Annotated in this window: 12 protein-coding genes; 8 read left to right on the top strand and 4 right to left on the bottom strand. The window is 41.7% G+C overall.

Translation table 11 applies throughout. The features are described 5' to 3' along the window. Positions 1–2: 2 nt before the first annotated feature. From D7Z94_RS20965 to D7Z94_RS20935, 7 genes are all read left to right on the top strand, one after another. On the top strand, positions 3–1040 hold the full coding sequence (locus D7Z94_RS20965; protein WP_120713577.1) for an L-rhamnose/proton symporter RhaT: 1038 nt from the start codon (positions 3–5) through the stop codon (positions 1038–1040). A 16-nt stretch (positions 1041–1056) separates the two neighbouring features. Beyond that, positions 1057–1908, top strand: a complete 852-nt coding sequence (locus D7Z94_RS20960) for an amidohydrolase family protein (protein WP_120713576.1) — start codon at positions 1057–1059, stop codon at positions 1906–1908. Positions 1909–1920: 12 nt separating this feature from the next. Next, positions 1921–2766 carry an SDR family oxidoreductase gene (locus D7Z94_RS20955; RefSeq protein ID WP_120713575.1) on the top strand — a complete coding sequence of 282 codons (846 nt, stop codon included), beginning with the start codon at positions 1921–1923 and terminating at the stop codon, positions 2764–2766. Between the two features lie 23 nt (positions 2767–2789). Beyond that, positions 2790–4187 (top strand): FAD-binding oxidoreductase, encoded by a 1398-nt coding sequence (locus D7Z94_RS20950; RefSeq protein ID WP_120713706.1) that lies wholly within the window; start codon positions 2790–2792, stop codon positions 4185–4187. 139 nt (positions 4188–4326) lie between these two features. After that, complete coding sequence (locus D7Z94_RS20945; protein ID WP_120713574.1) at positions 4327–7536, top strand: SusC/RagA family TonB-linked outer membrane protein; 3210 nt, start codon at positions 4327–4329, stop codon at positions 7534–7536. A gap of 21 nt (positions 7537–7557) precedes the next feature. Continuing rightward, positions 7558–9087 carry a RagB/SusD family nutrient uptake outer membrane protein gene (locus tag D7Z94_RS20940; RefSeq protein ID WP_120713573.1) on the top strand — a complete coding sequence of 510 codons (1530 nt, stop codon included), beginning with the start codon at positions 7558–7560 and terminating at the stop codon, positions 9085–9087. Positions 9088–9179: 92 nt separating this feature from the next. Continuing rightward, on the top strand, positions 9180–11948 hold the full coding sequence (locus D7Z94_RS20935) for an alpha-L-rhamnosidase (protein WP_120713572.1): 2769 nt from the start codon (positions 9180–9182) through the stop codon (positions 11946–11948). 18 nt (positions 11949–11966) lie between these two features. Here D7Z94_RS20935 and D7Z94_RS20930 read toward each other — a convergent pair whose 3' ends face one another. Further along, complete coding sequence (locus tag D7Z94_RS20930) at positions 11967–13058, bottom strand: hypothetical protein (RefSeq protein ID WP_120713571.1); 1092 nt, start codon at positions 13056–13058, stop codon at positions 11967–11969. A 156-nt stretch (positions 13059–13214) separates the two neighbouring features. After that, positions 13215–14663: a sulfatase gene (locus D7Z94_RS20925; RefSeq protein ID WP_120713570.1), complete on the bottom strand. Its 1449-nt coding sequence runs from the start codon at positions 14661–14663 to the stop codon at positions 13215–13217. Positions 14664–14971: 308 nt separating this feature from the next. Here D7Z94_RS20925 and D7Z94_RS20920 point away from each other — a divergent pair, with 308 nt between their 5' ends. Further along, positions 14972–18502 carry an alpha-L-rhamnosidase-related protein gene (locus tag D7Z94_RS20920; protein WP_120713569.1) on the top strand — a complete coding sequence of 1177 codons (3531 nt, stop codon included), beginning with the start codon at positions 14972–14974 and terminating at the stop codon, positions 18500–18502. 324 nt (positions 18503–18826) lie between these two features. On the opposite strand, the gene D7Z94_RS20915 is transcribed toward D7Z94_RS20920, so the two are convergent. Continuing rightward, on the bottom strand, positions 18827–19645 hold the full coding sequence (locus tag D7Z94_RS20915) for a 3-keto-disaccharide hydrolase (protein WP_120713568.1): 819 nt from the start codon (positions 19643–19645) through the stop codon (positions 18827–18829). A 96-nt stretch (positions 19646–19741) separates the two neighbouring features. After that, positions 19742–22393 (bottom strand): c-type cytochrome, encoded by a 2652-nt coding sequence (locus D7Z94_RS20910; protein WP_211341828.1) that lies wholly within the window; start codon positions 22391–22393, stop codon positions 19742–19744. Positions 22394–22426 lie beyond the last annotated feature (33 nt).

Genomic DNA, 22426 nt, shown 5'->3' with positions numbered 1-22426 from the left:
ATATGTCATTTTTTATCGGAGTAGTTTTAGTGGCTTTTGGAGGCGTATTGGAGGGACTCTTTTCCATTCCTGTGACGAAAGTAAAATCTTGGGAATTTGAAAATATTTGGGGCGTGGGCTCACTTCTTGCGCTGTTATTGTTGCCCTGGCCCTTGGCATCTTATTATGTAGGTGATTTGGCCCAATTGTATGCTCCGATTCCGAATCCCGTTTTTATTGGGGTTATCGTAAGCGGTATAGCGTGGGGAATCGGCGGTATTTATTGGGGCAGGGCAATAGCGGCATTGGGTATGGCCCTTGGTGTCTCCATACTAATGGGGCTTATCAATGTTTTCGGTTCTATTGTGCCTTTGACAGTTTTTGAACCTGCCAAACTCTTCACCCTGGGCGGTTACATCTTAATACTTGCCATTGCAATTATGATTTTTGGTGTAATCATTATATCGCGTGCCGGCCAAAAAAGGGAACAAGCTTTACAAATTGAAGATAATAAGGCAACAACACATAGGTTCAAAAAGTCTTTTAAGGCTGGGATTCTTTTTTGCCTTATTTCTGGTATTCTTTCGGCCGCTGTCAACTTTGCTTTTATTTTTGGCAGCCCTATAACCACTCAGGCATCACATATGGAAGTGCCCGATTATGCGACAAGTTTTGCTGTTTGGAGCTTGGTCTTTACCGCAAATTTCTCCATTAATACCATTTATGGTTTCTATATGATGTTAAAAAAAGGAACATTGAAAAACTTGGGAAAAGGCCGTTTCTCGCGAGAGTGGCTGGGCGCACTTTTTATGGGCTTGGCATGGCCTGGAGGTATCATCGTCTATGGTATTGGGGCAAATGCCATGGGGCCTTATGGTGCTTACGCCGGTTTTCCTATGATGATATTGGCATCGATATTGGCGGGAAACTTGGCGGGGGCATTAGGCGGGGAATGGAGGAATTCAGGTTCAAGGCCTCAAAGCACCATGTTGGTCGGAGTTTTGGTATTATGCCTTGCATTTTCCCTGTTGGGGTACTCCACTTACATGATGAACAAGTAAAAGATAGTTTAAATATATGAAGAACTTTTCTATCGTTGACGCCCATATCCATCTCTGGGATTTAGTGCAGTTGGACTATCCATGGCTGAATCGTTTTCCAAAAATAAACCGCAGTTTTTCTATGACGGATTATGATGATGCCAGTGCGGGGCAACCAGTCGAAAAAATGGTTTTCGTTCAAGCGGAATGCAGGCCATCACAATTTCTGGAAGAGGTAAAGTGGGTATCGGCCATTGCCGACAAGGATTCAAGACTTGCGGGCATCGTACCTTGGGCACCAATACACAAAGGGAGCGCAGTTAGCGAAATACTGGAAGTATTTACAAGGAATCCTAAAATAAAAGGCGTTCGACAACTTATTCAACTCGAAGAGGACATCAAATTTTGCCTGCGGCCGGATTTTGTAGAAGGCATCCGACTTTTGGGCCAAAATAATCTGCATTTTGAACTGACCATAGCCCCCAAACATTTTCCAGCTGTTTTAAAACTTGTGGAGCAATGTCCCGATACACGATTTATCCTGGATCATGTTGGAAATCCCAAAATTGCCGCAAGGGAATTACAACCCTGGAAGACATATTTAAAAGCCTTTGCGGATTCAGGTCCACATTACTGTAAATTTTCCAATCTTGTTTGCAATGCTGATTTGGACCGTTGGCAAATTGAGGATCTAAAACCATATTCGGAGGTCATTATTGAAACTTTTGGCCCTGGAAGATTGATATGGGGTAGTGATTGGCCCCATGCACTGCGCGCATCCTCTTGGTCCAGATGGTTCGAGACTGCCGTGTCCCTTACGGGAGGGCTGAGCGAACAGCAACGTAACGATATTTTCAAAATGAATGCGATTCATTTTTATAACTTATAATTCATTATCAATATGAACAACACATTTCACAACATCGATCATAAGTCAGTCCCGAATCGGTTTAAGGGAAAGGTGGCTATCATTACGGGCGGTGCCTCGGGACTGGGCCGTGCGATTACCGAAGAATTCTGTAAAGAAGGGGGTAAGGTTTTATTTAGCGATTTATGCGATACCGGAAACGCTATTCAGGAAAGCGATGTTGAGAAAGGTTATGATACGGTTTTTTTAAGAGGCGATATGGGAGATGGGGATTTTTGTAAGACTTGTATAGCCAAGACGATGGACCGCTATGGAAGAATTGATTTTCTAGTCAACAATGCTTTTTCTTTTACCGCTGCAGGAATCCATGCCCAAACGGGGGATTGGATGCGAAGTTTTACCGTAGGTCCCTTGGGATATGCCCGAATGGTTCAGGAGGCATGGCCCTATATGAAGAAGGCAGGCGGTGGTGCCGTTGTCAATATTTCAAGTATTTCCGCGCATATTGCACAAAAAGACCGATGGACCTATAATGCCTCAAAAGGGGCGGTACACCAATTGACCAAATGTCAGGCTTTGGACCTGGCACCGGACCATATAAGGGTGAACAGTATCGATCCGGGATGGATATGGACCCAAGAAACGGATAAGGCCGCTAATCTCGATGGTGGAGGTCGCGAAAAATGGGATTCGATTTGGGGCCGTTTCCATATGTTGAGGCGGATGGGTCATGCAATTGAGGTCGCCAGACCAGTACTCTTCCTGTTGAGTGATGATGCATCTTTTATAACTGGTACCAATTTGGCCGTTGATGGCGGATACCTTGCAATGGGTCCGGAAGGCTTGGGCGAAAATACGGTCAATGCAGGATCACAATGATTAAAAGGGTCAACCTTACAATTATGAAGGAAAAACTTATTAAAGAAATCGAACAAATTCTTAAAACGGACCAAGTACTGGTCGGGGAAAAGGTCAAGGAAAGATATTGCCATATTTGGGAAATGGACAAGCCATTGTTGGCGAAAGCTGTCTTTTTTCCAAAAACGACCCAAGAGGTATCCGATATTTTGGCCATTTGCAATAAGCACCACCAACCTGTTGTTGTGCATGGAGGACTGACCAATTTGGTAGGAAGCACCGAAACCAATCCGGAGGAAGTGGTCATTTGCATGGAAAAAATGAATGCCATTGAAGAATTGGATGCATCTAGTCGCACCATTACCGTTCAGGCCGGGGTCATTTTGGAAAGTATACATCAAGCGGTAGAAGAAGAGGATTTACTCTTTCCCATGACTTTCGGTGCGAAGGGCTCTGCGCAAATTGGAGGTGTGATAGCCACAAACGCTGGCGGGCTCCGTGTTTTTAGATACGGAATGACAAGAAACTTGATTCTTGGCCTTGAGGCTGTCTTGGCAGATGGTACCGTCATTTCATCCATGAAGAAAATCATCAAGGATAATTCAGGGTATGACCTAAAACAATTATTCATCGGTTCGGAGGGAACCTTAGGTGTTATCACCAAGGCCGTTTTAAGATTACAGCAAAAACCAAAAAGCAGAAACAGTGCCTTTGTGGCCTTAAACGATTTTGATAGGGTCGTGGCATTCCTAAAATTTATGGATGCCGGTCTTGCCGGTACGCTCAGTGGCTATGAGTTGCTCTGGGAACAAAATTTTATAGCGATGACCTCACCGAATACGGACATTCCCAAACCTCTACCCGATGGCTACAAATACTATGTGCTTTTGGAAACTTTGGGGAGCGATTATGAAAAAGATCATAACAGGTTGGAGGAATTACTGGAAGAAGCCTTGACAGAAGGTATGGTCTTGGATGCGACCATTGCACAATCTGGGCAACATTTGGAGCTTTTCTGGAAAATAAGAGAAGATGTGGATGTTTTGGTATCCCAATGCAACAACGTGCAAAATTATGATGTTAGCCTTCCCTTGGGGGAGATAGGCAACTATGTAGACCATGTCTTTAAAGAGCTGGAACAAATGCCTGAAGTTGAAAATTATTTTGCCCATGGCCATGTAGCCGATGGCAATATCCATTTTCTTGTGGGTAAAAACAAATCAAGCCGGGAATTAAGTCATAGGGTCAACACGATTATATACGGTCCAATAGAGAATCTTGCAGGATCTGTATCCGCCGAACATGGTATCGGAATTGACAAAAAACCGTATCTGAACTTGTGTAGATCTTCGGAAGAATTATGTTTGATGGGAACCATAAAATACGCTCTGGACCCAAAGGGAATCCTAAATAGAAATAAGATTTTCGATTACTCAAAATAGTTCATACTCTTAATCCCTTCCATAAGCTGCAATATATCATTTATTGGGGTATTGGGGTAAGTTTAAGTCACCTTGTTCCCGTGGCGAAAAACCATTTCTAAATATCTTTTTGGATTAAAAATATCCATCAAATCCCTTGATGCAGAATCCCTATTTTTTTAACAAAAAAATTATCAATCTCCCATTTGAACAGTACAGTACAGGATGCCTTTTCAATATAGTCCTTTTAATATTGAGCCAAGAAAAGCAAAACTTTTTGTTAAAATCAGACGTAATAAACTACCTAACAAAATCAATTATGAAACACAGAAATTATGGAAATGTCCTGAAAAAGACATTATTTTTCTTCTGCGTATTGTTCACTTTTGGAACTTATGCGCAAGACAATGTTGTTACCGGTACGGTAACCGCAGAAGATGGAGAGCCTCTACCCGGGGTAAATATCGTACAAAGGGGAACTAACAATGGCGTGGTTGCCGATTTTGACGGAAATTATGAAATTACATTAAGGAGCGGATCACAAACATTGGTTTTCTCTTATGTAGGTTATAGTTCAAAGGAAGTTCCAGTTGCCGGGCAATCTGTTATTAGTGTGGTACTGATTGAAGATGCCCAAGCCCTTGATGAGGTAGTAGTTACTGGATACGGTACGCAAAGACGTTCCGATTTAACTGGATCTGTAGCCTCAGTAAAGGGGAATGACATTGCAGTTACCCCAGTACCAACATTTGATGTGGCTCTTCAAGGAAGAGCTGCCGGGGTAAGTGTAGTTAATACATCGAGTGAACCCGGAGGTGGTTCTACCATTAGAATACGTGGATCAAACTCCATAAGTGGGAATAACGAACCCTTGATTGTCTTGGATGGATATCCATTGCCTTCCGGCGGAGAAGCCAGTACTGCTGGTATTGGTGCCGTGAGAGTCGTACCATCAAACCCTTTAAATTTTTTAAACCCTAATGACATAGCATCAATTGATGTACTGAAAGATGCTGCCTCAACTGCGATTTATGGATCAAGAGGTGCTAATGGGGTAATTGTTATTACCACAAAAAAAGGAACATATGGTCAAAAAGCCAAAATAAACTTAACGGTTGAAACAGCTGGTGCCACCTCGTTTGAGTTCCCAGAGATGATGGACGGCCCCACATTTGCTGCATGGCGTTTGGAGACTGCTGACCAGCCGAATCCACGTTTTAACAATCCTGAAAGTCTTCCAACCACCGATTGGCTGGATAACATTTTACGTACGGGCTTTGTCCAAAGGTATCAATTGGATATTAATGGTGGATCAGAAAAAACGCGGTATTCAATTTCGGGTAACTATCAGGTAAATGAAGGAGTAGTAAAATTTACTGAGTTCGAAAGAGGTGTTGTCAGTTTGAAATTGGACACGAAGTTATCTGATCGACTGTCAGTTTCAACAACGATAAATCTATCACAATCTTTGAATAATAGAAACAATCAAGGAACTGGGGCAATCATTAATGGCGGTGGCGTTTGGAAAGCTTTAACCAACGATCCTAGTCGAACTCCAGAAGACACCGACTTTATTTTAAACGATCCTACCGAGTTTTATTTTATCGATCCCGTGGTCGATATTCGCGATACTAAAGATCAGACTGCAGATAAAAATGTTTTTGCAAATGTTTTTGCAAAGTATACCATACTTGATGGTTTAACCTTAAATGTAAGGGCCGGTGTTAATTCAAAAAATAGCAGAAGAGAGGTATATTATAAGAAAACCACTTCTATTGGCGCCAGAGACAATGGAAGGGCAGTGTATAACACCTTCGAGTTTGACGACCAACTCCTAGAGTCTTATTTGGCCTATGATAAGACATTTGGTGCTGCACATAACCTTAATTTAGTTGGTGGATATTCATCTCAGGCCAATACTACACGCGGAGTAAACAATACAGTGATTAACTTTCCTGCAGACGCTTTAGGTTCAAATAATATAGGATTAGGGCTTACCCCAAGCATTCCGCAGAGTAGTAGAATTGAAAGATCATTGCTCTCCTATTATTTCAGGGCTAATTATGATTTTAACAAGAAATATTTTGTTTCCCTTACAATGAGAGCAGATGGCTCAAGTGTTTTTGCCGAAAATGAAAAGTGGGGGTACTTCCCGTCAGCAGGGGTTGGTTGGACCGTTTCTGAAGAATCGTTCCTAAAAGACAGTAAAACTATTTCAAACCTTAAATTTAGAGCTAGTTACGGTATAACCGGTTCACAATCTATCGCGCCCCTTCAATCACTTACTTTGCTGGGAGTACAAAATGCGAATTTTAACGACGCCTTAGCCGCTGGTCTATCTCCGGTACAATTAGGTAATCAAAATTTAAAGTGGGAGGAAACAACGCAGATTAATGCGGGACTTGATTTCGGGTTATTTAACGAGAGAGTGTTTGGAAGTATAGACTACTATGTTAAAACTACTGATAACTTACTTCAGAATTTTCCAATTCCAACTTCCTCGGGGCTATCTTCCTTAGTTGTAAATGCTGGCTCTATAGAAAATAGTGGGGTAGAAATTACTTTAGGTGCTGATATTGTAAATAGCACCAATTTTAATTGGAACACCAACATAAATTGGAGTGCTAATAAATCATTGGTGAAGAGTTTAGGAGAGGGAGGCAGCGATATATTTGGTCCAAATATATCTGCTAATATTGTCGCTTTCCCGTCAAATGTCTTAAGAGAGGGCGAGGAGTTCGGACTTTTTTGGGGTCAGGAAGCTATCGGATTATATCCACTGGGAGACGATCAAGAAGGAGAACTTCAGCTAGCAGATCTTAATGGTGACGGTGTGATTAGTGCAAATGATAACACTATTATTGGAAATCCAAATCCGGATTTTATCTTCGGTTGGAACAATAGCTTTACCTATAAAAATTTAACGTTGAGTGCCTTTTTTCAAGGTTCCATTGGTAATGATATCATGAATGTTGATCGTATTTTTATTTCTGGTGGTATCCAAGGAAATTCCGCTAACCATACGCAAGAATACTACGAAAGAAGATGGACACCGCAAAATCCTCATAATGATGTAAGATTTCCTGCGGGAAGGGGCGGTAATCCCGATACTAGTTTAATCGAAGACGGCTCGTATGTAAGACTAAAGAATATAAGTCTTTCATATAATTTTTCTCCAGAAATTTTTAACGGTTTTTTGAGTTCCGCCAGATTATATGTAACAGGTACCAACCTTCTCACCTTTACCAATTATTCAGGTGTTGATCCAGAAGTAAATGTCTTTGGCGGTAACAATATTAATAGAGGAGTTGATTTCTCTGCCTATCCTAAAAGCAAACAACTCCTACTAGGACTAAACATAGGCTTTTAAAAAACCTTTAAAATAAACAAAATGAAAAAAATAAAAAAAACAAAATATTTACTACTGTTCTTGGTTATATTTTCCTGCGCAGACCCTAGTCTGGATGAGCAAGTCTTTTCAAATCTAAGTCCATCTAATTTCTATAATAATGCGGCGGATGGTGATGCTGCGGTAACGGCAATTTACAACGCACTTAACAGAACTATAAGTTTGTGGGATTTCGGATTGTCATCGACTGTTGGGGCGTCACATCCCTATTTCACAAGTAGAGTAGGCTGGAGAATTGAATGGGCCGACTATACCACCTCTAGTGGTAATGGTCTAAGCTTACCACGTAGTTGGAATCCTTTATATCAGGGCATATTTAGGGCTAATGTTGCAATTTCGGAATTAAGTACAAGAACATTTGAAGGTGACGAGGAAAATACAAGGATTCAGCTTATCGCTGAAGCACAATGGCTAAGAGCGTGGTGCTATTTTCACCTAACACAATTGTTTGGAAATGTTCCCATGCCGTTGGAGGCTGCCGTATCCGTGGAAACTGCCAAATTGGCTGCAACACCACGCGAAGCAATATACGCGCAAATAATTGCCGATTTAGAAGCCGCAGAAGCGAATTTGCCAATAATTAGAACCGTTCCTAACGAAATAGGCAGGCCTAATGTTGGAACGGCAAAGTTTTTACTGGCAAAGGTTTACCTTACCATGGCAGGTGCCCAAGTAAATGATGCCAGTAAGATGGCCTTGGCGCATTCCAAAATCAAAGAAGTTATAGATAATGCAAGTACATATGGTTATGAGCTGCTTCCAAGTTATGCAGATGCAATCTATATTGATAACAATAGTGAGAGGGTTTGGGGCATTCAGCAAACCCAGGCCGTTGAAGGGCAGGGTACCGCAGGTACTTTTGTCTGGGCTGGTATAGGTTCGCCCAATGGAGGTGTGCCAAGAGGACAAGGTCACGGGGGTTGGACGCAGGAATTTTATGATTTATATGAAGATACTGATACACGAAGAGATGTAACCATGCAATATTCTTATATTCATTCTACTACTGGCGAGGAAACGTTCTTCTCAGGTGAGCCAGTAGAAAATTATGGGGGTGATCCTTATCAGGCAACTTGGGGCATTCCAAATAATAAATATAGAGATTCGGATCAAGGTTGTTGTGATGGTGACCCGGATATTGTCTATTATCGTTATTCTGATGCATTATTGATGTATGCCGAAGCCGAGAATAGTCTTAATGGACCAACGGCAACAGCTTATGAATACATTAATATGGTTAGAGCAAGAGCTGGTGCAAGCCAACTTATCCCTGGAAGTCACACTCAAGAAGAATTTGCGGAGTTGATGTTTACTGAAAGACTTTTAGAATTTACTTTTGAGATGCAGGAGCTATATGACGTTCGTAGGTTAGGCAAGGTACAAGAAGTTATTGAAAAGGCGCCATTACCAGTTGCCAATGGAACTGTCTATAGGCCGGATTTTGAGGTTTGGCCAATTCCGAATACTGAAATTAATGCCAACCCCAATTTAGAGCAAAATCCGGGGTGGTAATTTTTAAAATTGATTTTGTACAATCTTGTTTCATAAGAGGCTACCTTTAATATGCGTAGCCTCTTTGGGTTTAGAATTCTAAAAAAAAAATTATGAAGATACGTTTCTGTATACTGGTCTTAATCCTCTGTTGTGTGCCGGTCGCATGGGGGCAAAAATCGGTTTCCCCATCACTTACTATAGAACGGCCAAGGTTAGAGTACCTTGAAAATCCTATGGGAATAACCGTGCAGCGACCAAGGTTTAGCTGGATACTAAAAGGGGAAGGTAGAAAACGCTTGCAGACTGCCTACCAAATACTGGTTTCCTCATCCGACGAAAAATTGGGACAACACCAGGGAGATATTTGGGACAGCGGAAAGGTAGCATCGAATGCTACCAACCAAATCGAATATGACGGAAACCACCTTGCTTCTAAAGCAAATTATTTTTGGAAAGTAAAGGTTTGGGACGAAAAAGGCCAAGAATCGGAATGGAGCACACCCGCTAGTTTTTCCATGGGCCTTCTGAATTTTTCCGATTGGAAAGGCTTGTTTATCAGTCATGGTGTTGGATACGACAAAACGGATAAATACGACAGCCTCTATCTACCACCTGCCAGATATTTACGTAAGTCTTTTACTGCCAATAAGAAAGTAAAAAGAGCAACAGCTTATGCCACTGCCTTGGGTCTATATGAACTTAAAATTAATGGACAAAAAATTGGGGATGCCAACTTCCTACCGGGATGGACTGATTACAACAAAAGACTCTATTACCAAACCTTTGATATTACGGATAGAATACGGCAGGGAGAAAATGTCATAGGGGCGGTCATAGCTGATGGCTGGTACGCCGGATATATTGGTTATGCCCTATTGGTTCGCTTGGACAAAGTCCGGGAATTTTATGGGGTCAATCCTTCGTTTATGGGGCAGATACAAATTGAATACGAGGATGGTACTGTTGAGACTATCGCCTCAGATACTTCCTGGAAATCAAACCAAGGCCCTATTCGCGAGGCAGATATTTTAATGGGGGAAACGTATGACGCTAGATTAGAGCAAGTAGGTTGGGATGCGCCGGGTTATGATGACAGTAATTGGAAAGTGCCCAAAGTTTATACGTATCCCGAGGGAAAACTTGAAGCGCATCCAGGAACTTTGGTGAGAAACAGGGAACGTCTTACCCCTATTGAGATAACCGAGCCCAGCCCTGGAACCTACGTTTTTAACCTTGGGAAGAATTTTGCAGGTATGGCAGAGCTTAAAGTTCAGGGACCCAAAGGGACCAGGGTTCAGCTTCGTTTTGGAGAAATACTTAAGAGCGATGGTAACATACAGACCGAAAATTTACGTCTGGCCCGAGCTACCGATACCTATATTTTAAAGGGCGAAGGTGCGGAAACATGGCAACCAAAATTTACGTATCACGGCTTTCAGTATGTAGAAGTTACCAGTTATCCGGGACGACCTACAATAGATGCCATTACCGGAATTGTTTTAAGTTCCATTGAGACCGATGCGAGTACGTTCAATTCTTCCAATGCTATGAACAATACACTTTTTGAAAATATAAAAACGACGCAAAGCGCTAACTTTTTTGAATTGCCTACCGATTGTCCACAAAGGGACGAACGCTTAGGTTGGACAGGCGATGCCCAGACCTATATGCGGTCGGCCACCTATAATGCGTATGTGGCCGCTTTTATGACCAAGTTTTTGGTAGATCTCGATGATGCCCAAAGATGGTACGGTGCCTATCCGAATTTTGCACCATTTCCATATTCAAGGCCCAACCAATATGCACCCGCATGGATGGATGCGGGCATCATAATTCCCTATAACATGTACAAAGTCTATAACGACACCCGTATTCTGGAATATATGTATGAAGGGATGGAAAGATTCATGCGCTTTCAAGAAGATGCCAGTACCGATTTTATTCGTCCGGGAGGCGGCAACAATTGGGGAGATTGGCTAGCGGTAAACGAGGAGACTAGTCATGATTATATCGGAGCCTCATTTTACGGGTATGATGCCAAGCTCATGGCCGAGATGGCGGAGGCCTTGAATAAAAAAGAAGATGCTGATAAGTACGGGGAGCTCTTTAAGAACATCAAAAAAGCATTTGCCGAAAAATATATTCTTGAAAATGGGCATACTTCGGAGGATACCCAAACTACCTATGCCCTGGCTTTATATTTTGATTTGTATCCTAAAGCTTTAGCAAAGAAAGGAGCTGCTCGATTGGCTGAAAAAATAGAAAAGAACGGCTTTAAATTTTCAACGGGCTTCCTGGGCACCAAACACGTTATGCTGGCCTTATCAAAATGCGGATATGATGATTTGGCCTATAAATTGTTCAAACAGACCGAATACCCCAGTTGGGGATATTCCGTAGAGAATGGAAGTACGTCTATTTGGGAACGCTGGAACAGTTATACCAAGGATGATGCAGAAAATTCGGATCTGAACGCAAAAATGAATTCCTTTAGTCATTATGCCTTTGGCTCGGTAGCGGAATGGATGTTTCAACATGCCGCAGGAATTGACTTGATAGATCCAGGATATCGGAATATCCTCATAAAACCTGCGATAAGCAAAGAAATGGATTTTATACGGGCAAGTTATAAAAGCATCAATGGGACAATTTCCTCAGCTTGGAACTGGAAGGGAAATAAAGTGGTTATGAATATTGAGATTCCAGTAAATACTACGGCAAAAGTCAGCATCCCCACGGCCCATATTTCGGATATCAAAGAGAGTAACAGGCGATTGGACAAAATACCTGAAATCAAGGTTTTGGAATCCAGTGAAAAGGAAACCATTTTAGAAATAGGGTCTGGAAATTATTCCTTTAGCGCAAAAGTTCAGAAGTGAAAATAGTATGTGTCACGGCTAATAACCCGTAATCTCTTTTAGCTTCTTGAAAAACGCCTTCTTTCTTGATGAGTTGATGCTCCAATCTACAGGTACACTTTGAAAACCGTCTTCGAATTTCTCTCCATTCATACGGTAGTCAAAATAGCCCCAAGAAGCATAAGATTCTATCGCGGCCTTGAAATTGTAATTTTCCGCGTCAAAATCAAAATGGTCATCTTCATTGAACAGAATCGGTTGGTTTGCAAACCCTTTTACATTCTTTGTTCTTCTGACCATTTCGGTAATGCCAGATGGCTCATGAACGCCATTGCCATGAATCAAAATATAGTCTGAAACCTGTAGTACATTTTCTTGGGGGATAACTCCACCACCATAACTTGTGGTCACCAAAAGTTTTTCGTTGCTCATTTTCTTTACCCTTTGAATCAATTCATGTACACGAGGCTGGGTAAGAATGGTATGGTCATAAGGCCCATTACATTCATTGTTAATTTCAATTAAAATGTTTTGATAACCTTGTTCAAGGATCCAATGGGTAATGTTGTCCGATGCATTGAGAACAGCCTGCTCATTTTCTAAATATTGATCCTGACCAAAATAAAAATACCCTAGGATGACCACCATACCCAACTCATCTGCCTTATCCAAAATACGCACCAACCGTTTTATATAGGCGGGGCGGAGATTTCCTTTGCCATCAAAGGTTGAGTTGACCCAATTCTTGTTCCCATATCCCAAGGGACTTCCACCCTGAAGATTCAATGAAAATGCCAAAAGGCCATGTTGGTACCAATCTTCCATAGCCGCAACAAACTCATTGGTATTCCGATCCGCATCCCATTTTTGGGTGTCGGGATAGTCGAAATTTCCAACCGTATCAGGATTCAGATCATCAAATATACCTTGGACCATTCTTGAGTTCATGAGCAGGCCCTCGATTTTGTTGTCCTTCCAAAACCGTCCTTTATAGGTCAATTCTCCATTAATATAGAATTGATTTTCCTGTATTGAAATATTGGTTTTTTGATGTGATTGTGAATAAAGGGATAGGCAACTAAGGGATATAATTAATACCAAGGTTTTGATTAATACTTTTGTTATTGTCATCTTTCTTCATTTTAACGTAAGGCAAGTAATCAGAAATAACGGTAACCTATGTCCTGTACTATGCTGTTCAATAATTGAAATTAAGTCTAAGAGACTGTTTTGAAATATATATCTATATCTTTAGTTTTATGTGCTGTGAAATTCAGCTGTCCTATTTTACTTGTGCTCAGAGGCCTGATACGATAAATGCCCCGTGGAGCCTTTGCCCAATATTGGATGCCATAGTTGCGGTATTTGGTCTCGGTGTTGCTGAACAACGGCCTCATATTTTGCATTCCCGACTTGATTATACCATTCATTCGGGTCGCTTTTGTGATCATAGAACTCTTCGGATCCGTCCCTGTACTGAATAAAGCGATAATCTTCCGATACGATGGCATAGTTGCCCGGGCCAAAACTGGTTCTGGCATAATGGGGCCATTCAACCTCTGTATTTTGTAGTAAGGGAACCAACGAATTCCCTTCGTGTTTGGAATCATGTTCAAGGCCACTTAACTCAAGTAAGGTAGGGTAAATATCCAGCAATTGAACAGGCTTGTTACATACTTTTCCCTCTGGAATACCTGGCCCCATAATAATCATAGGCACCCGGGAGCCATCTTCCCATAAGCTGCGTTTGGCATGGCGTTCCTTTTCGCCGATATGGAACCCGTGATCACTGAACAATACAACATAGGTGTTGTCGCCATAATCCCCATTATCCAGTGCATTGATTACCCTGCCTACTTGTTCGTCCACAAAACTGACACAGGCCAAATAGGATTGTACCAAGGGTTTCCATTCATCATTTTCCAGTACCCAGTCGTGGGTAGGGGATACATGCTTTTCGCGTGTGATGGAGATTCCATAAGACGAAATGTCCTCTAGATCTCTAGCTATGGTTTTTGGTAGCTCAAGCGATTCCAATGGATACAGGTCAAACCACTTTTGAGGAGCAAATTGGGGTACATGGGGACGGTAGAACCCCACCCCCATCCAAAAGGGCTGGTCTTGTTTTTCTGCCAAATGTTCTTCCGCCCAACTTGCAATTTGATAATCGGGCATCTGCTCATCCCGTTCCGGATATACGCCCCAGTCCCATAGGGGGTGGCCGGGATACGTACTTATTTTCTCTTTGGGCATAGGGCCAAACCCTCCAAATTGACCTGCGTAATTGGGAATATGCGTTTCATTGATTCCTTTTCCATTGTGGAATAGCTTTCCTGCGGCAAAGACATCATACCCTTCTTGTTGAAACCGCTTCGGCATTACGACATTTTTGCTTGCTATAGGGGATTCCGTAATATCTGGATTCAAAAAATAGATACCTGTGGTACTTGGATATAAGGAAGTCATTATACTGGCCCGGGATGGATTGCAGACAGGTGCCTGGCAATGCGCATTACTAAAAAGAACACCACGTCTTGCCAGCCTGTCCATATGGGGTGTTTTAGCCTGTGGATGCCCCCCTAATATCCCGATCCAATCGTTAAGGTCGTCTACTGCTATGAGCAAAATATTTGGCCTTTCAGGCTCATTCAACTTTTCCGTTTTCCTGTTTTGATGGCAAGCGCCCAACAAGAACAAAAAGGCAATAATTGGCGTAACTGATATTATTTCCCTCATTATGGAATTCTATGGACGTAATATTACTATTTTAATACTTAGGTTTATTATTACTTTCCTAAACTAAAAAAACCTTTGGGAACAAGTATCCTGCACCATACTGTCTTAAACAGCGAATAAAAAAATAGACATATGAACACTGTTCGGCAGCACGGTACAGGATACTTTTATAGCTAAACTCTACTAATATTATAAAATCATTAAATTCAATAGTAGCAGAATAGCAAGAAATCAAACTATTTCTATGGTTGTAACGGATATAACCTATTTAGCAAAATCTTTTTTTTGAGCACAAAACTTATGGACCTATGAAAAACCAAAATACTGGATTGACTTACCCCTTAGCCCTGCTACTGGTACTAATTACACTTTTAAATCATAGGGTTGCAGCTCAGGGAAATTCAGAAAAACCCAATATCATTTTTATTCTTACCGATGATCAACGGTTCGATGCCTTGGGGTACGCCGGCAACAGTCTTATCCATACCCCTGAAATGGACAAGTTGGCAATGACAGGTACTTACTTTGAAAATGCCATGGTAACTACGCCCATTTGCGCTGCGAGTAGGGCGAGCATTCTTACCGGGCTATACGAACGTACCCACAGTTATAACTTTCAAACAGGAGATATTCGCGACTCGTACATGACGGATTCATACCCAACTATTTTGAAAAATAACGGATATCGCACTGCATTTTTCGGCAAATATGGGGTTCGATATGATGAGTTGGATAAGCAATTCGATGAATATGAATCCTATGATCGAAATGGTAAATTCCCCGACAGAAGAGGGTATTATTTTAAAACGTTAGAAAAAGACACCGTGCATTTGACCCGGTATACGGGCCAGAAGGCTATTGATTTCATTAATGAAAGTGATGGCTCAAAACCCTTTTGCCTATCCCTAAGTTTTAGTGCTCCCCATGCCCATGACAATGCTGAAGATCAATATTTCTGGCAGCAGGAATCCGATAAATTATTAGCGAACATGAGCATGCCGGGTCCAGCGTTAGGCGATGATAAATACTTTGATGCCCAACCCAAATTTGTACAGGATGGTTTTAATCGCCTGCGATGGTATTGGCGTTACGATACTCCTGAAAAATATCAACATAGCGTTAAAGGTTACTATCGCATGATTTCCGGAATTGATAGGGAAATCACAAAGATTCGCGAGCAACTAAAGAAAAAAGGGCTCGATAAGAATACCGTGATTATTCTTATGGGAGATAATGGCTATTTTTTGGGAGAACGACAATTGGCCGGAAAGTGGTTATTATATGATAATTCTGTTCGAGTGCCTTTGATCGTTTATGACCCACGGGTAAAGAAACATCATGATAGTCATGCACTGGCACTCAACATAGATGTACCCTCCACGATATTGGATCTCGCTGGTCTCGAACAACCAAAGACTTGGCAAGGTAAAAGTCTTATTCCTATGGTAACCGGAAAGGCCAAGAATTTCAAAAGAGACACCGTCTTGATAGAACACATCTGGGAGTTCGAGAATATTCCCCCAAGTGAAGGTCTTAGAACAAAAGATTGGAAATACTTTAGATATGTAAACGACAAATCTTTCGAGGAACTCTATAATCTAAAGAAAGACCCGAAGGAAATAAACAATTTGGCTAAAAACCCAAAATATGCAAAGAAGCTTCGAACTTTCCGAAGTAAAACAGATAGACTAATAGATGAAAAAAGTGACCACTTTTCGGACGGGCCATCAGATTTAATAGTTGAATTTATACGAAATCCCGAAGGTGTAACTATTATTGATTCAAAACCCGAATATGGTTGGGTAGTGCCAGAAGGTGCAGTTTCACAATCAGCTTATCAAGTTCTTGTAGCTTCATCCCAGGAAAAAATAGAAAATAATATAGGGGATATTTGGGATAGTGAACAGATACGGACAAACGCATCTTCTGAAATTGAACATGCAGGGGCGGAATTGGTAAACGGTAAAACCTACTTTTGGAAAGTTCGCATTTGGGATCAAGACAATCGACTATCTCGCTACTCGGAAAGTCAATCATTTAATATGGGAAGGCCCAAAGCGACCATCACAACTGCGAATAGTTTTCAGGTAGACGAAATTAAGCCCTCGGTTTTTGAAAAAAGAGAAGCAACTTATTTTATTGATTTCGGCAAAGCCGCCTTTGCAACTATCAATTTTACATACAACGCCAAAACAAACCATACCCTCACATTTCGAATTGGAGAACAATTGGATGGTCAAAGTATTAATAGAAAACCGGCCGAAAAAAGCCACATACGCTATCAAGAAATTGAAGTGCCTGTAAAAGCTGGCCAAATTGAATATCAACTTCCCGTAAAGGCGGATAAAAGAAATACCTTGCCAGGTAAGGCATTGCCCCTACCAGAAGGCTTCCCGGTCCTGATGCCTTTTAGATATGCCGAAGTTGAAGGAGCGCAAGAAACCTTGACCTCCGAAGATTTTACGCAATTGGCATACCACAGCTATTGGGAAGACGATACCAGTAGTTTTGAAAGCTCTGATGACATCTTGAACCAGGTTTGGGAGTTATGTAAATACTCCATAAAGGCAACTACCTTCAATGGATTATATGTGGATGGTGATCGAGAACGTATTCCCTATGAGGCCGATGCATATTTGAATCAGCTAAGTCATTATACCACCGATCGTGAATATGCCATTGCAAGGCAGACCATTGAATACTTCATGGAAAACCCGACCTGGCCCACTGAATGGCAACAGCATGTGGCACTAATGTTTCATGCCGACTATATGTACACGGGGAATACAGAGCTAATCGAAAAATATTATGAGCAACTGAAGTACAAGACCTTGTATGAATTGGCCCGTGAAGATGGTTTAATTACCTCCACTAAAATGACACCAGAGTTAATGGCAAACCTAGGATTTCCCAAAACGATGAAAGAGACCTTTCGCGATATCGTCGATTGGCCCTCAGCAGGTTGGGGCGGTGATCCATCGAATAAAGGAGAACGTGATGGCTATGTGTTCAAAGATTACAATACGGTCGTCAATGCATTTTACTGCCAAAACATGATGATCATGGCGGAGTTTGCCAAGGCCCTAGGTAAAACTGAGGAAGCTATGGCATATGAACTAAGAGCGTTGAAGGCGAAGAAAGCATTTAATGAAAAGATGTTCGATGCTAAAAGAGGAGTCTATGTAGATGGTATTGGAACTGACCATGCTTCATTACATGCCAACATGTTGCCTTTGGCTTTCAACATGGTACCGGATGAGCATCTGGCATCGGTGGTCGAATTCGTAAAATCAAGGGGTATGGCCTGCAGTGTGTATGGATCTCAATATTTAATGGATGGTCTTTACAACGCCGGAGAGGAAGATTATGCCCTGAAACTGTTAACCGATACAAGTGACAGAAGTTGGTATAACATGATTCGGATTGGTTCTACGATTACCTTGGAAGCATGGGATCTGAAGTATAAGAATAATCTGGATTGGAACCACGCCTGGGGAGCGGTACCGGCCAATATTATTCCACGCGGACTTTGGGGCATTCGACCAAAAACCCCTGGTTTTGGTATGGCTACCATTAAACCACAAATGGGCGATTTGAAAAATAGCACTATTGAAGTCCCTACTATTAAAGGCACCATAAAGGCAGACTACACCTATAAAAACCCAAGATTACAAGTATACACCATAGAAATTCCTGCAAATATGGTGGCGGAATTTGAACTTGATACTTCCACTGGTAGCGTAATCAAGTTGAATGGCCAAAAAATAAATACCGCTTTTGGCACTATCAGATTACCTCCTGGAATACATAAAATTGACCTGGTAGTAAATTCTTTTTGAGTTTTATGGATAGTATGCAAATTAGCCGATATTGATTTCAATAAAAGCAGGTGAGTACAGGATGCATGCCCTCTAAAAAAGTTGTAAACTTGATTACAATATCAAGTATCTATTGTTAAGTTAGTTTAGAAGGGATAAATAACTAGTTATTTATCCCTTTTTCAATTCTAATATAAAATGAGAGGTAGTGTTTTGACTTAATGCCGTTTTGTATATCCTTCAAGAACAAAGAATAAAAAATTAATTTATGGCAGCGCGAAAGGTGTATAAAAATAGTGCTCCTCTACAGAATATGAAAATTGAATGGGAGTATTAAAATACCATTCAAAGGCTCTTTAGCCGAATATTTCTGTATTCGACCTTCATAGGAGGGCCGACATGAACTTGTACACCCAAATATCCAGATAGCGTTCTATTGATGGTATCATTATCAGTTACGTCGCTCATCAAAATGCCGTTAACATAGTGTTGTAGACGATTACCCTTGATTACTAAATGAACCTCGTTCCAATCTTCGCTCTTGATTTTTGTTTTAAGAGAGTCCGATGTGCCAAACGAACCGACAACTTCTCTACTCTGCCAGCAATTCTTTTCAACATTGGCTCTTAAGGAACCAGGTAGGTCTGGATTATGTTGGGTATTTATGTTTACTTTCTCTCCCCGATAAGCTAAAGTCGTTCTTTTCTTTTCTTCGTAATTTTGTCCGGTATACCTAATTTTACCATCTATATCAGCCTGATACCCTCGTAAGGCGAAAGGAATGGTGTCGATGGGCTCGCTACGGTAGTTGATACCGCTATTACCGGATTCGGCAATTCTGAATTCCAGTTTTAGTTCAAAATCATCGGGTTGGCCACCCTGCCAGATAATAAAGGTATTGTTTTTAAGCAAGGTTTCGGGAGTTACCTCACCCACCAGATTACCGTTTTCAACTCGCCAATAGGTAGGGTCTCCCTCCCAACTATTCAAGGTCTTGCCATCGAATATCTTCACGAAGCCATCATTTTTATCTAAAATTTCTGTCGATTTTTCTTCAGAGGGTTGTGTCTTCTTTTCTTTGCACGATAGGAAGCCGTAGCACAACGCGATGCAGGCCAAACCTTTCCAGATTCCACTTTTCGCTCTTAGAGCTCTCTTGTTCATAAACTTTCCTTTAAAATTGCGACGCTTTTAATTACGATTTTACTAAAACTACAATGCCTAACTAGGTTCGGATGAAAATGAGAGCGTATTTTAAGCTCAATTAAATATAATGTTTTCAGCATTGCCTCCAGAAACCAGATATGCCAATAAATCCTTAAGTTCCTCGGCATTTAGTCTGTTTATGGTGCCGGGAGGCATTAAGGAAACTGTTGAAAGTTTTTTATCGACCACCTCATTTTTCGGAATCTTACGGGTTACTTCCGGGGCATATGGGTTTTGGGAAATAGTATAACTTTCTTGGTCTTCATCTGCCAATCGGCCCACAATGGATTGTCCATTTTTAAGAGAAAATACCGTGGAATTATATTGATCCGAAATTACGGCATTGGGATTTATAATAGCCTTCAAAATGTCTTCGGGTGAAAAACGGGTTCCTAGTTGTGTCAAATCAGGACCGAGATTTTGTCCTTCAGCACCCATAGCATGACAGGTAATACAGCTGGTAGCCGCGAACATATTTTTTCCTTGTTCAAAATTTCTATTTTGCAAACCATCGGCCAATAATGGTTTTATATCCGCTTCTACCCAATTTTTTCTGGGACCTTTGGGTTGTACGATGGCATTTGCCAAATCGTTGCCTGAACTATTCAAAAGTGAATCGCCGGACATCTGATTATAGAACTCCATTTTAGCTTTGGGCACATGTGATAAGGCTGTTTTTCTTGCCTTGTCGATAAAACCGATATAACTTCTTCCTGCCTTGTATGAGAATGCTCTGTAAAACCAGTTGAAATAACGTTCTCGAAGTTCTGGCGTCCATCCTTGGGTAACATCGCTCAAAACAGAACCATAATACGTATGCTGTGCAGGAGGCATATTTTTTAAGGTTTCGGCAATGGCCATTCCGTATTGAGGATTCCTTAAAATCAAATCCGAAGAGTTTGTGGCAGCATTTGCCATTACATCAGCGTTCTCGCCCTGTTGTGATTCCAATAATACCAGTGTTTTTGAAACGACCTCAGGGTCGTCAAGATAGGCAAGCGTCTTTCCTAACAACTGATTGAGCACATCGGTATCCGCTGGGTATTGGGGCGATAAATAAGCAATTATCTTGTTTTTCAAAGCAGTACTGGGCTTGCCCAAACGTGACAAGGTCAATTCGATCGCTCGGACAAATTCTACCTTGGTATGGGGAGAAAGTTCGGTATAATCAACTTGTAATATTTTATCAAAAATTTGATTGCGTTGTGATTTGCCGGTGTGTCTGGACAACGCAACGGTTCCTTGAATAAGGGCAACCGGATCTTTTTCTTGAAGCACCCGTTCTTGCCATTGTGATACAGGTTGATGTTCGATAGCAATACGTGCAGCATAGCGAATAAAACGATCTTCATGGCTTAAATAGGGCCAAGCAAAATCCACAGCACCCTCTTTTGGCCCCACATGATAGGCCTCGAGCTGTTTACGTATTTTGTTTTCTTCCGTTTCAGTAGATGTATCTTTATGGGCTAAAGCTTTCTGGGCTCCCTCAACCGTTTCATCATAGTATACGCGGTACAGATCGGAATCCAACCTTCTACCGCCGGTCATGAAGTACAAGGCACCGTCCGGGCCTATAACACCATCGGTCAATGGAAGCGGTAATCCTGAAAGAAATTCTTCCCTTTGACCTGTGTAGGTTGCTCCCTGGTTGGTAAGCTCAATGGCATAAATAATACCGAAACTCCAATCAAAGGCAAACAAACTTCGACGGTATTTTTTTGGAAATTTTGCATCTTTTCCGTGGGAAACGTTAGTCGGAGATCCCTGCCCGATATTCAATACGGGCGGCAAATTATCCGGATAAGCGGAGGACCATTTTCCATTACCAGTACGCCATCCAAATTCACTACCGCTAGTTACATGGCAGATACGTGTTGGTCTATACCAGGGCATGCCCAGATCCCATTCCATATCGGAATCATAGGTGAACAAATCCCCATTTTCATTAAATGCAATATCAAATGGATTTCTGAACCCTGCACTAACCAGTTCCAAGTGCTTCCCCTCGGGATCGATCTTGGCGATCCAACCTCCCGGGGCACCTCGACTGTTGGCGTGCCCACGAGGGTCTTTGATTTGAGGAAGAAGATTATCATCTTTCCAGATGTTGGGCAAACGATACCCATCCATTTCGGGCACATCCGTATGGTTGCCGGCTATGACATATAATGACTCACCATCTGGACTCAGCACTATACTATGCGGACCATGCTCGCCAGCTCCTTCTAACGCCTTTAAAAGCGTAATCTGGTCATACTGGTCATCACCGTCCGTATCTTGGAGACGATAAAGTCCACTTGTCTTTTCAAACTCATCATTACCACGGTGATTGACCATAACGTACAGACTGTTGAAGGCATACAACAAGCCTTGGGCATAGCCCATTTGAATTATGGAATCTGGAACTTCTTTAGAGGTTTGAATCCTCAGTTTTTCAATCTTTGGCCTAAGGTCATCGGAACCAACAGGTGGCAGTTTCATTCGATATAAAGCTCCATATTGATCGGAGGTAATCAGCCTTTCTTTGTTGTCGAAGGTCATGGCGACCCAAGAGCCTTGCTCATTATCCGATGGACTGTAAAGATGCTCAGCTTTAAAACCTGGCTGCAATTTTAGCTTAGCCAGCTTTGCATTCGTTGGCTGCGCATTGGTAATTTCCGTATCCTTTTCCTTTCCACAAGAAATGGTCAGCACTAGGCTGACCATTGTCAAAAACAATTTATTCATAAGCCAATTCTC

This window comes from Ulvibacterium marinum (assembly GCF_003626755.1).
In the GTDB taxonomy this organism is placed as follows: Bacteria; Bacteroidota; Bacteroidia; order Flavobacteriales; family Flavobacteriaceae; genus Ulvibacterium; species Ulvibacterium marinum.
Note: the sequence above shows the minus strand (reverse complement) of the source record. Positions and strands in the feature narration are given on the sequence as shown.

Excerpts from the sequence above, each read along its gene's own strand:
- D7Z94_RS20965 (WP_120713577.1), top strand. The coding sequence starts at position 3 with ATGTCATTTTTTATCGGAGTAGTTTTAGTGGCTTTTGGAGGCGTATTG.
- D7Z94_RS20960 (WP_120713576.1), top strand. The coding sequence starts at position 1,057 with ATGAAGAACTTTTCTATCGTTGACGCCCATATCCATCTCTGGGATTTA.
- D7Z94_RS20955 (WP_120713575.1), top strand. The coding sequence starts at position 1,921 with ATGAACAACACATTTCACAACATCGATCATAAGTCAGTCCCGAATCGG.
- D7Z94_RS20950 (WP_120713706.1), top strand. The coding sequence starts at position 2,790 with ATGAAGGAAAAACTTATTAAAGAAATCGAACAAATTCTTAAAACGGAC.
- D7Z94_RS20945 (WP_120713574.1), top strand. The coding sequence starts at position 4,327 with ATGCAGAATCCCTATTTTTTTAACAAAAAAATTATCAATCTCCCATTT.
- D7Z94_RS20940 (WP_120713573.1), top strand. The coding sequence starts at position 7,558 with ATGAAAAAAATAAAAAAAACAAAATATTTACTACTGTTCTTGGTTATA.
- D7Z94_RS20935 (WP_120713572.1), top strand. The coding sequence starts at position 9,180 with ATGAAGATACGTTTCTGTATACTGGTCTTAATCCTCTGTTGTGTGCCG.
- D7Z94_RS20930 (WP_120713571.1), bottom strand. The coding sequence starts at position 13,058 with ATGACAATAACAAAAGTATTAATCAAAACCTTGGTATTAATTATATCC.
- D7Z94_RS20925 (WP_120713570.1), bottom strand. The coding sequence starts at position 14,663 with ATGAGGGAAATAATATCAGTTACGCCAATTATTGCCTTTTTGTTCTTG.
- D7Z94_RS20920 (WP_120713569.1), top strand. The coding sequence starts at position 14,972 with ATGAAAAACCAAAATACTGGATTGACTTACCCCTTAGCCCTGCTACTG.
- D7Z94_RS20915 (WP_120713568.1), bottom strand. The coding sequence starts at position 19,645 with ATGAACAAGAGAGCTCTAAGAGCGAAAAGTGGAATCTGGAAAGGTTTG.
- D7Z94_RS20910 (WP_211341828.1), bottom strand. The coding sequence starts at position 22,393 with ATGGTCAGCCTAGTGCTGACCATTTCTTGTGGAAAGGAAAAGGATACG.